Genomic DNA, 10685 nt, shown 5'->3' on the forward strand with positions numbered 1-10685 from the left:
TTCCCCCTCTAAAATTCTGCTAAGTTTCTCATTGCTTCTAATACTTGTTCTTCATTGACTAAGAACTCACGCTCAAGCGATAAAGCATAAGGCATACTTGGGCAGTCTGGCCCAGCCAAACGTTGAATTGGTGCATCAAGATCGAACAAAGCATCTTCTGAAATCATGGCTGCAATTTCACTCATGACACTGCCTTCTTTATTGTCCTCAGTAATTAATAAAACTTTTCCAGTTTTCTTCGCTGCTTCTACTAACGTTTCTCGGTCTAAAGGATACAGCGAACGAACGTCAACTACTTCAGCTTCAATGCCCTCTTTTGCTAATTGCTCAGCAGCTGAGATTGCGTATTGTAAAACCATTCCATAGCCAATAACTGTAATGTCTGATCCTTCGCGCACAACATTTGCTTTGTCGATTGGCACGATGTAATCCTCTTCTGGTACATCTGCTTTTAGCAAACGATATAAGCGTTTATGTTCATAGAAGATAACTGGATCATCTGAACGAATCGCTGCTTTTATCATGCCTTTCGCGTCATAAGGATTTGACGGTGTTACGACACGTAAGCCAGGTTGACCACAGAAAACTTTTTCAGTTGATTGAGAGTGATATAGTCCACCACGAACACCACCACCATAAGGCGTACGATAAACTATCGGTGCTGTCCAATCACCTTTTGAACGATAACGCATTGTACGCGCTTCAGATAAGATTTGGTTGGTAGCTGGTAAGATATAATCAGCAAATTGGAATTCCCCAATAGCGCGATACCCTAGTAACCCTAAACCGACTGCTAGCCCCCCGATTAATCCCTCAGTTAATGGAGTGTTGAAACAACGGTCATCTCCATATTTTGCTGCTAAACCTTTCGTGACACCGAACACGCCACCTTTATCGCCACCTACGTCTTCTCCAAAGATTACGACTTTCTCATCACGAGCCATTTCTTCAGAGATACCTAAGTTAATTGCCTCTAAATATGTCATTTCTGCCATTTTATTCATCCCTCTCTCGAATTTATCAAATTATTCAGCGTAAACTTGTTCCATCATTGATTCTGGTTTTGGATCTGGCATTGCTTCCGCTTCGTCTGTTGCTTTGTTAACTTCTTCTTTTACTTCTTCATCGATTTTGGCAATTTCTTCTTTTGTTAAATATCCTTCATCTATTAATTGTTTTTCAAAGACTAGGAGCGCATCTGTTTCTTTTAGTTTTTCTAACTCCTCTTTTGAACGGTAAACTGATTGATCGTCATCTGCAGAGTGAGATGTTAAACGTGATACCATCAATTCAATTAACATTGGTCCTTTTTTGTCGCGAGCATCTTTGACTGCTTTCTTGAAAGTTAAATACACTTCTGTAAAGTCATTACCGTCTACCGTCACTCCTTTAAAACCATAACCATGTGCACGGTCTGACATTTTTTCGTTAGCATATTGTTCTTCAATTCCTACTGAGATTGCATATTCGTTATTTTCAACAACGAAAATAACTGGTAATTTTTTAACACCGGCAAAGTTCATCGCTTCTTGGACTTCCCCTTGGTTAGCAGAACCTTCCCCTGTTGTCGTTAGAGCGACAAAATCTTCATTCGCTAATTGAGCACCATAAGCCACTCCTGTCGCTAACGGCATTTGTGTACTTACCGTTGAAGCAAATGAAACGATATTATGTTCTTTTGAGCCATAGTGGTTTGGCATTTGACGACCATGAGATGATGGATCATCTTCTTTACCGAAAGAACCCATGATGATATCTTTTGGTGTCATTCCCCATACGAGACAAGCCGTCATGTCACGATAGTACGGTAAGAAATAATCTTTTTGATGATCAAAAGCCATTGCCATCGCAACTTGTGCAACTTCAGCTCCTTGACCTGAAATATTAAATGATGTTTTTCCGATACGTGTTAATTGCCATAAACGTTCATCTAAACGACGACCTCTCAACACTTCACGATATGCTTGAATAATCTCTTCTTTTGATAAGCCTGATTTTTTTAGCGCTTTCATTTTTCATCAACCTTTCTATTTATGTATTGCTTTACCATACGTATCTAATGCTGCTTCTTGAATCACTTCGGACATGGTTGGATGCGGATGAATCGCTTCTCCAATTTCTATTGGACTTGCATCCATGTATATCGACGTACTTGCTTCAGAGATTAAATCTGTTGCATGAGGGCCGATAATTGTGACACCTAGTAAATCATCCGTGTCCGTATCGCGAATGACTTCTACAAATCCTGAACCTTCTCCATATACCAACGCCTTTCCATTTCCTGCAAAGTTAAATGTTCCCACTTTAACATTTTTTCCTTCAGGGTCATTTTCTTTCGTATAACCCACACTAGCGATTTCTGGTTGCGTATAGACACAACGTGGTACATTATGATAATGAATAGTGTCAACTTGTTCATCTAACATATGACTTACCGCAATTTCTCCTTCTTTCATCGCAACATGCGCGAGTTGTAACGTATCAATACAATCACCAACTGCATAAATATGTCCTTCAGTTGTTTGATAATATTCGTTAATATGAATTCCTTTTTCATCATATTTTACTGAAGTGTTTTGTAAGCCAATTCCGTCAACATTTGGCTGACGTCCAATCGCAACCATGACTTTCTCCACTTTTAGTTCTTCTTTTTCTCCTAATTGTAAAACAACGCTCTTTTTATTTACTTTCGCTTCTTCCACTTTCGTTCCCAACATGACGTTGATTCCACGCTGTTCAAACTGCTTTTTCAATTCGCGCGAAACAGTGGTACTTTTATTGATTAATAAGCGATCCATAAATTCAATCAATGTGACCTCTACTCCTAAACTATTGAGAAGAGACGCCCACTCTACTCCTATCACACCGCCACCTACTATAGCCATGGATTTTGGTAAAGTTTCTAATTCTAACATACCGTCAGAAGATAAAATCATTTCTTCATCAAGAGGTAAATTAGGCAATGTTCTCGGACGTGAGCCAGTTGCAATTAATACTTTTTTAGGAACAATGATTTCTTCTTCCTTTTCTTTGTCGTTAAACGTTACCGCCACAGCACCAGATACTGGAGAGAAAATGGAGGGACCAAGTACCGCACCTTCCCCTTCAAGAATACGAATCTTATTTTTCTTACATAATCCTTCAACTCCCATATGTAGTTGATTGATAATGTTTTGTTTTCTCTCTTGAATTCGTTTAAAATTAACGGTTGGTTTTCCTATCCCTTCTAAACCAAACGATTCAGCGTCTTTTAAGGTGTCATAGACTTCCGCGCTGCGTAATAACGCTTTTGTTGGAATACACCCTTTATGAAGACAGGTTCCTCCTAGCTTATTTTTTTCAACGATTGTCACACTCATGCCTTTTTGTGCTGCTCTTATTGCAGCTACATAACCGCCCGTTCCACCACCTAAAATAAGTAAATCTGTTTCTTCTGCCATCTATTTCACTCCCACTCTTGATATTGTTTCATTTGCGTAATGACGAACTTCCTCTTCGCCTTCTAATACACGTCTAGCTCCTTCATATAATGCTTCCATCTCCATCTCTCCTGGATAGACTTCCACAGGCGCCATCCAAGAAACATATTGATTGATTTTTTCTAAAATATATTTAGAGTGACTCGCTCCGCCTGTCAAAATAATGTAATCTACTTTTCCTTCTAAAGTGACAGACATTTCGGCAATGCTCTTTGCTACTTGATAGCACATACCATCTAAATAGTATTTTGCAACTTCATCACCATTATCGACTTTTTCTTGAATATTTCGTAAGTCTGTTTCATTCAGATATGATTTCAAACCGCTATGACCTGCGATTAAACTTTTGACTTCTGCTAACGTCATTTCATTGTCAATAATAATTTTAGATAGCTCAATCAGTGGTAATGTCCCACTTCTTTCTGGTGAATAAGCACCTTCGCCATCCAAACCATTTACGACGTCAATCATTTTGCCGTTTGCATGGGCACCAACACTAATACCGCCACCTAAATGTGCCACAATCACACGCCCATCTTCATAAGTCAGACTATTTTCTTCGAGTATTTTTCTTGCTACTGCTTTTTGATTTAAGACGTGAGCAACACTACGACGCTCAATTCCTTTTAAGCCTGAGATACGTGCAATTGGCATCATCTCATCGACGACTACTGGATCTACGATAAAGGCAGGAACATGATATTCTTGACCAAATTCATGTGCTAAAATACCACCTAAGTTTGAAGCGTGCGTGTTATATTTTTCTGTCAATAAATCCTCAAGCATCGCATCATCTACATAATACGTGCCGCCTGGAATAGGTTTTAATAAACCACCACGCCCAACAATCGCCACCAATTCGTCGGCGAAATTATAGGTTTCAATAAATTCAAGTATCAACTGTTTGCGAAAAGCAGTTTGATCAATCACACCTTCAAACTGTTCGATTTCATCTACCGTATGTCGTATTGTTTCTTCAGCTAGTAATTCATGATTAGCAAAAACTGCTAGTTTCGTTGATGTTGAACCCGGATTAATAACTAAAATAGCTCCCATTCTTTTCCCCCCTGCTTCTTAAACTTGCTTTAATGCGAATGATAATGAGTGAAGTTTGCTTTCTATTTTGTCGCTTCGCGATGTTAGTATGACTGGAACTTTTGTCCCAACAATCGTTCCTCCAACTAATGCATCACCAAAAAGTGTTAGCGACTTATACAAGCAATTTCCTGTATCGATAGAAGGAACAACTAATATATCCGCGTCTCCAGCTACCGGTCCTTCAAATTTTTTATGAGCAACTGCTTCTTGTGATAATGCTAAGTCGAGTGAAATCGGACCATAAACGGTGCAATCTTTACTATTTTGATAGCGATCACTTACCTCTTTTGTTAAAACAGATGACGGCATTTTAGGATTGACATTTTCTGCGGCACTTAACAACGCCACCTTAGGATGCGTCAATCCAATTTTATGTGCAACACCTACCGCGTTATCGACAATACTCGATAATGTTTCCGTATCAGGCGCAATGTTCATGCCACAGTCTGTCAGTAAGATAGTGCGATTAAGCTTAGGTATGTCAATCATTGCGACATGTGATAAAACTTTCTGATCCCGTAAGTTGTGTTCTTTTTGTAAAACTTCTTTCAAAATAGCATGTGTCTGTACGATTCCTTTTAATAACAGCTGGGCTTCACCCTTGGCGACTAAAGAAACTGCGCGAAAGACCATTTCTTTTTCATCTTGACATTGTTCATAACGCCATAAATTTTCATTATCAATATTTTCGTTTGTATCAAATACTACAAACTCAAGCTCGTTTGGATAACGTTTGTGCGCTTCTTTGACAAGCTCTAATATTTCAGGTTGCGAACCTCCAGCCACTGAAATTGTTTTCATCTTCTCACCTCTTCATTATTTAGCAACCGCTTACATTTAGAATAGACGAGAATATTTTGTTTGACTAATTGTTATTTTTAATTCCGATATTAAAAACTTTTATAACGCTTACATCGTTGATTTAACAACGTTTTAATTGTCAGAAAATTACATCTTTTTTCGAATATCAATGCTTTTTCACAGAGTTTTTTAATCTAACTCTTTCGAATTAAATCAAAAAAGCAACTCACCTTTTTAGTGAGTTGCTTCTAAAGTATTTTCATGTCTTTCTAAAAATTGTCGAACCACCTGTTTATACTGCTCATTATCTACATCCCAGCTTTCGGCATGCTTTGCTCCTTTAATAATAACCAACTCTTTTGGTCCTTTGGTGGCTTGATACAGCTTTTCAGTCATCGAAGTGGGAACAAAATCATCTTGATCGCCATGAATAATCAGTAGTGGTAACTTATTTTTTTCTAATTGCTTAATTGCACTAGCTTCTTTAAATCCGTAACCAACTTTATATTGCGTATAAAGCGAGGTCAGTGGAACTAGAGGAAAAGCCGGTAAATTAAACATTTGCTTCAATTGATATCTTAATTCATTCTCAACCGTATCATAACCACAATCCGCAATCACAGCTTGTACTTGAGGAGGTAACGGCTCTCCACTGGTCATCATGACTGTGGCTGCCCCCATACTAATCCCAAATAAAACAATATCCGCTTCTTCTTCATACAGTTCATTGATTTGGTTAATCCAATCAGCATAGTCAAGTCGGTCGAGCCAACCAAATCCTACATACTTACCATCACTTTTGCCATGCGCTCGATTATCTGGAACCAACACATCATAACCCAATTCATAAAAGTAATGAGCATATTCCCCCATCTGTGCCGCTTGTCCCATATAACCGTGAGCTAACACTGCGACTTTAGAAGTTTTTTCGGGATGACGTATCATACGCGCCTTTAGCTTCAAGTCATCGCGTGACACTAACGAAACTGTTTCATATGGTGCAAATTCCCACTCTTTTTCAAGCTGGACAACATTATCTTTTTTTATAAAATCTTTGTCCCCTGAAACAATGGCGTAATTAAATAAATATCGTACGCCATAAATGAGCCCACCAACCATGAATACTAATACTATGATCAAAATACTCCAACCCACTTTTTTCATAAAACACATCCTATCTACTTTAAACTTTTTATAAATCATCAGAACGCAAAATTTTCGCCATTTTCTTTCCTTTCGCTAATTCGTCGATTAGTTTATCTAAGTAACGAATATTACGCATTAAAGGCTCTTCGATTTCTTCCACTCGATAGCCACAAATCATCCCTTTAATTTTCCAAGCATTTGGATGAATCAGGGGGGCTTCATCAAAAAACGCCTTAAATGTTTTCTTTTTTTCTATTTGTAAAGACAATTCTTCGGCCGAATATCCCGTCAACCAACTAATCACCTCATCTACTTCTGCTTGTGTTCGTCCTTTTTTCTCCACTTTTTTAACGTAAAGTGGATACACGGAGCCAAACGACATTTGATATATTTTAGGCTCTTTCATCATCTACTCCTTTTTTCTCATTATTTCTTTTCCATTTTACCATATACTTTGATCAAAACAAAAATCCAGGTACGTATGCACCTGGATTTACAACTATTTTTAATGCGTTTTACCACCGACAACTTTTAAATCGTCTTTGCCGTGATAATCGACAATCGCTTCAAGTGATGCTTCAATCGCTTTGACAATATCACTTAGACTCATAGATGCCGTATTTGGTCGTTCTAAAACTTGCTCAGGTAAAAATGGCACATGCATAAATCCTGCTTTTGCTTTTGGAAACTCCGTATGTGTTAAATAAAGTGTTTGATACATAATGTGGTTACATACGAACGTTCCTGCTGAGTTAGAAACAGAGGCAGGAATACCTGCTTCTTTCATCGCTGTTACCATAGCCTTTATCGGTAACTGACTAAAATAAGCTGCTTCTCCATCTGCTTTAATTGGAACATCGATAGGTTGGTTCCCTTCATTATCAGCAATACGAGCGTCATCTAAGTTAATCGCAACACGTTCTGGTGTCATATCAAAACGACCTCCAGCTTGGCCAATATTTAAAACATAGTCAACATCATGTTCCGTCATAGCTTGACGCACGACTTCTGCACTTTTACCAAAGACTGTTGGAATCTCTAATTTAATAATATCTGCTCCATTAACAGTATCAGGCAATCGCTTAACAGCTTCAATCGCCGGGTTCATTGTATCCGTCCCAAATGGGTCAAAACCAGTTACTAAAATTTTCATTTCTATCATTTCCTTCCTATTTGCTATTAAAATGCCCAAAAGTACATTAAGACAATATGGATCACAATCATAATAATCGTAACAGGAACTTGCTCTTTAATCACGCCATAAGGCTTTTCCATCTCTAATAATGATGCCGGTAAGATATTAAAGTTAGCCGCCATTGGTGTTAACAAGGTTCCACAATAACCAGCTGTTAAGGCTAAAGCTCCTGCTATCGCTGGATCTGCTCCTTGCATAATAACGAACGGCACGCCAATACCTGCCGTGATAACAGTAAAAGCAGCAAAACCATTTCCCATAATAGCCGTGAAAACAACCATACCAAGAACATAAGCAATAGTACCAAATAATCGATTGCCTTCCGGAACAAACCCACCGATAATTTGCGCAATTACGTCACCGACACCTGCTAAAGCAAAAATCGCACCTAATGCTCCTAATAATTGTGGTAAAATCCCAGATGTTCCCATCGCTTGTATCATTCGATTACTTTCTTGAACCATTTCTTTAGGTGTTGATTTAAAAATAATCATCGCTAAAATAATACTAAAAATAGCTGCGACACCAATAGCCGACTTACTTGATGCTTCTATTTTCATCGCTAATCCAACAGAAACCACCGCTAGTGATAACACAGGGACAAATATCCAATTCCCAAACTTTTTAGCTCGTGATTCTAAAACTTCCGCTTTAACTGGCGTAAATTGACTAATTTCAAATTGTTTAAATAACGTTATAATCCCTAATAAAACAACTAACAAGCCACTAACCACACTCGGAAGCACTTTTCCAAACATAAATAACAAGCCTAAATCCAACCAAAATATTGTCGAACCCATTCGTTTTGAATTAGAAGTATCCTTCGCCGTTTTAAATGCTGTATACATTAATTGCAACCCGATTAAAACAAAGAAAAATTCTAATAAATTATCAAAAAATTGTGTCATTTTCCTTCTCCTTTGTTTTGATATTTTTTCTTCAACTTACGATCAAATAAAATGTTCGACGTCACACCAATAATTAACATAATCATCGCAATAGGTAACGACGCTTTAGCAATCGCAATTCCTGACACCTTATATCCTAAAGAGTCCAATGTCCCAACAATTAACAAGACACCTGCAGCTCCTAAGAAAGTATTTTGACCAAAAAAGTTCCCATAATTTTCCATTGCTGCTGATTTCGCTTTAATTGTTTCCTTGTCGGCTGCATCTAGTTCACCGTGTTTCGCTTCAGCTGCTGCTTCTGCCATTGGCTGAACTAATGGGCGAACAAACTGCGGATGTCCTCCTAGACGAATCGAGAACATACCAGCAATTTCTCTAATTATTAAATAAATTGACAGGAAAGTACCAGAGGTCATTCCCTTCACTTTCTTAATCAAATTAACCGCCTGTTCTTTCAAACCATTTTTTTCAGCTAATCCAATTAGCGGAAGTGTTAAAAAGAAAATCGTAACAATCCGTTGATTGACAAAAGCTTGTCCTAACGCTTCTAAAAATTCAACTGGGGTAATGCCCGATACTAATGCTGTAGCAAACCCTGCGATGACGACGACCGCAATCGTATCTAACTTGAAGATAAAGCCTAGCACTATAATGACAATCCCAATAAGTTTTATCCATTCCATCGATATTATCTCTCCTTTATAATTATTTTAGAAACTTATTTTCTATTTTACTATATTTTTTAACAAAAAACAGAACTATTTTTACTAAATAACTGTTTTTGTTAATTTTTCATCAATTTGCTCAAAGATACTAAACATCTAGACAAAAAAGAGACACTATAACCTGAATCAGTTATAATATCTCTTAAATTATTATTATCTTATTTCCAACCCTTTTTAAATAAGCTAAAAATCAATTGTTTGACTTATTATAATACTTTTGATTTTAATCATAACCTTGATATAATAAATATAAAACATTAGGGAAAGAGTAACATGAATAGAGACGGAAAAATAAATTCAAAAAGAAAAAATAATTTATCCCATAAAGTGAATAGAAATCCTAACTTTACGAATATGCCACAAGAATTAACTCGAAAAACTTTATATAGTAATAAACAAAAAAAGAAAAAAGTATATATACTATCGTTTATTATTCTTATACTATTAGGATTTTTGTATTTTTATAAAACTCAAGTCCAAAATAATATTCGCAAAAATAAAGCTGAACATTATTCAAGTACAATCCTTTCAAATAATCAATCCAATAGTTCTTCTACAAAAAATTCTTTCGTAAAAGAATTAACTTTAACAGAAGCAGAACTAAAAAAGTGGGTTATGGCCATCTTAGATCTAACTCCTCCACCACCAACAAAATACATCTTAACAGTTGATATAAATGAGGATGATAACTTAGCATATGTATATGTTGGTATAGACCAAACTGATGGAGCAGGGACTTTTAGAGTAAATGAGAATGGACAGTTGGAATATATGCCTTATATGGGACAATTCAGTGGTGTTGATGACTGGATTTTAATTTCTAATAAGTATTTGGATACCACCCTAGCTAAAGAGTATTTTAAGAATTAATTTTGGTTTCTAATAAAACTCAATTAGTTTTTATAATGTTGTATCTTTTTAAATGGGCTTACTAACATTTATTACACTTAAAATAAAAGCTCATTCACTAATGGAATTATGGCTCTTTGTCAAATAGGACTGATGAGTCAAAATGAAGTCGAAAGATGAGTGGAACTCGTTCCATTCATCTTTTTTATTTTACTTCAATGAGACGATTCATCATGAATATTCTTAATTTCATGTTCTCAAATGATTTAAATCCATAGGATACCCGTTTTAAGGTTTTAATATGTGTGTTTTTAGCTTCAATCTTACCGTTTGAATAAGGATATATTAAGGAATTAAGAATCCCTTCTTCATAGTTTAAAAGGTTTTGAAGTTTCTTACGAAATTCTGAATCTAATGTTTCAGGTAGTTCTTTTAGTTGTTGGATAAATGACACGTGATTTTTGCTTCTGAAAGCATCCATAAT

The 10685-nt window shown here is 36.6% G+C and carries 12 protein-coding genes; 1 reads left to right on the top strand and 11 read right to left on the bottom strand.

The window, feature by feature from the left end:
• Nucleotides 1-8 precede the first annotated feature (8 nt).
• The 10 genes from CBF33_RS02755 to CBF33_RS02800 all read right to left on the bottom strand — a co-directional run bounded on the left by CBF33_RS02755 (nt 9) and on the right by CBF33_RS02800 (nt 9310).
• Nucleotides 9-995 (bottom strand): alpha-ketoacid dehydrogenase subunit beta, encoded by a 987-nt coding sequence (locus CBF33_RS02755; RefSeq protein WP_126761378.1) that lies wholly within the window; start codon nt 993-995, stop codon nt 9-11.
• Between the two features lie 30 nt (nt 996-1025).
• Complete coding sequence (locus CBF33_RS02760) at nt 1026-2012, bottom strand: thiamine pyrophosphate-dependent dehydrogenase E1 component subunit alpha (protein WP_126761380.1); 987 nt, start codon at nt 2010-2012, stop codon at nt 1026-1028.
• A 15-nt stretch (nt 2013-2027) separates the two neighbouring features.
• A complete protein-coding gene (gene lpdA / locus CBF33_RS02765) occupies nt 2028-3440 on the bottom strand; it encodes a dihydrolipoyl dehydrogenase (RefSeq protein ID WP_126761382.1) in 1413 nt (470 codons plus the stop codon).
• Nucleotides 3441-4535: a butyrate kinase gene (gene buk / locus CBF33_RS02770; RefSeq protein WP_126761384.1), complete on the bottom strand. Its 1095-nt coding sequence runs from the start codon at nt 4533-4535 to the stop codon at nt 3441-3443.
• An 18-nt stretch (nt 4536-4553) separates the two neighbouring features.
• A complete protein-coding gene (locus tag CBF33_RS02775) occupies nt 4554-5378 on the bottom strand; it encodes a phosphate acyltransferase (protein WP_126761386.1) in 825 nt (274 codons plus the stop codon).
• A gap of 234 nt (nt 5379-5612) precedes the next feature.
• The gene (locus CBF33_RS02780) at nt 5613-6542 is read right to left on the bottom strand and encodes an alpha/beta hydrolase (protein ID WP_244919675.1); all 930 of its coding nucleotides are present in this window, start codon (nt 6540-6542) and stop codon (nt 5613-5615) included.
• A gap of 28 nt (nt 6543-6570) precedes the next feature.
• On the bottom strand, nt 6571-6930 hold the full coding sequence (locus CBF33_RS02785) for a DUF2200 domain-containing protein (protein ID WP_126761390.1): 360 nt from the start codon (nt 6928-6930) through the stop codon (nt 6571-6573).
• 99 nt (nt 6931-7029) lie between these two features.
• On the bottom strand, nt 7030-7677 hold the full coding sequence (gene pcp / locus CBF33_RS02790) for a pyroglutamyl-peptidase I (protein WP_126761392.1): 648 nt from the start codon (nt 7675-7677) through the stop codon (nt 7030-7032).
• Nucleotides 7678-7703: 26 nt separating this feature from the next.
• Nucleotides 7704-8627 (bottom strand): DUF979 domain-containing protein, encoded by a 924-nt coding sequence (locus CBF33_RS02795; protein WP_126761395.1) that lies wholly within the window; start codon nt 8625-8627, stop codon nt 7704-7706.
• A complete protein-coding gene (locus CBF33_RS02800) occupies nt 8624-9310 on the bottom strand; it encodes a DUF969 domain-containing protein (RefSeq protein WP_126761397.1) in 687 nt (228 codons plus the stop codon). Before CBF33_RS02800 ends, CBF33_RS02795 begins: the two co-directional genes overlap by 4 nt.
• A gap of 315 nt (nt 9311-9625) precedes the next feature.
• Between CBF33_RS02800 and CBF33_RS02805 the strand changes: the two genes are divergently transcribed.
• On the top strand, nt 9626-10222 hold the full coding sequence (locus CBF33_RS02805) for a hypothetical protein (protein WP_126761399.1): 597 nt from the start codon (nt 9626-9628) through the stop codon (nt 10220-10222).
• 184 nt (nt 10223-10406) lie between these two features.
• On the opposite strand, the gene CBF33_RS02810 is transcribed toward CBF33_RS02805, so the two are convergent.
• Nucleotides 10407-10685 (bottom strand): transposase (locus CBF33_RS02810; RefSeq protein ID WP_148112232.1); only part of this gene is annotated, 279 nt, incomplete at its 5' end.

The organism is Vagococcus lutrae (assembly GCF_003987555.1).
Taxonomy (GTDB): domain Bacteria; phylum Bacillota; class Bacilli; order Lactobacillales; family Vagococcaceae; genus Vagococcus_A; species Vagococcus_A lutrae.

Excerpts from the sequence above, each read along its gene's own strand:
- CBF33_RS02755 (WP_126761378.1), bottom strand. The coding sequence starts at position 995 with ATGGCAGAAATGACATATTTAGAGGCAATTAACTTAGGTATCTCTGAA.
- CBF33_RS02760 (WP_126761380.1), bottom strand. The coding sequence starts at position 2,012 with ATGAAAGCGCTAAAAAAATCAGGCTTATCAAAAGAAGAGATTATTCAA.
- lpdA (WP_126761382.1), bottom strand. The coding sequence starts at position 3,440 with ATGGCAGAAGAAACAGATTTACTTATTTTAGGTGGTGGAACGGGCGGT.
- buk (WP_126761384.1), bottom strand. The coding sequence starts at position 4,535 with ATGGGAGCTATTTTAGTTATTAATCCGGGTTCAACATCAACGAAACTA.
- CBF33_RS02775 (WP_126761386.1), bottom strand. The coding sequence starts at position 5,378 with ATGAAAACAATTTCAGTGGCTGGAGGTTCGCAACCTGAAATATTAGAG.
- CBF33_RS02780 (WP_244919675.1), bottom strand. The coding sequence starts at position 6,542 with ATGAAAAAAGTGGGTTGGAGTATTTTGATCATAGTATTAGTATTCATG.
- CBF33_RS02785 (WP_126761390.1), bottom strand. The coding sequence starts at position 6,930 with ATGAAAGAGCCTAAAATATATCAAATGTCGTTTGGCTCCGTGTATCCA.
- pcp (WP_126761392.1), bottom strand. The coding sequence starts at position 7,677 with ATGAAAATTTTAGTAACTGGTTTTGACCCATTTGGGACGGATACAATG.
- CBF33_RS02795 (WP_126761395.1), bottom strand. The coding sequence starts at position 8,627 with ATGACACAATTTTTTGATAATTTATTAGAATTTTTCTTTGTTTTAATC.
- CBF33_RS02800 (WP_126761397.1), bottom strand. The coding sequence starts at position 9,310 with ATGGAATGGATAAAACTTATTGGGATTGTCATTATAGTGCTAGGCTTT.
- CBF33_RS02805 (WP_126761399.1), top strand. The coding sequence starts at position 9,626 with ATGAATAGAGACGGAAAAATAAATTCAAAAAGAAAAAATAATTTATCC.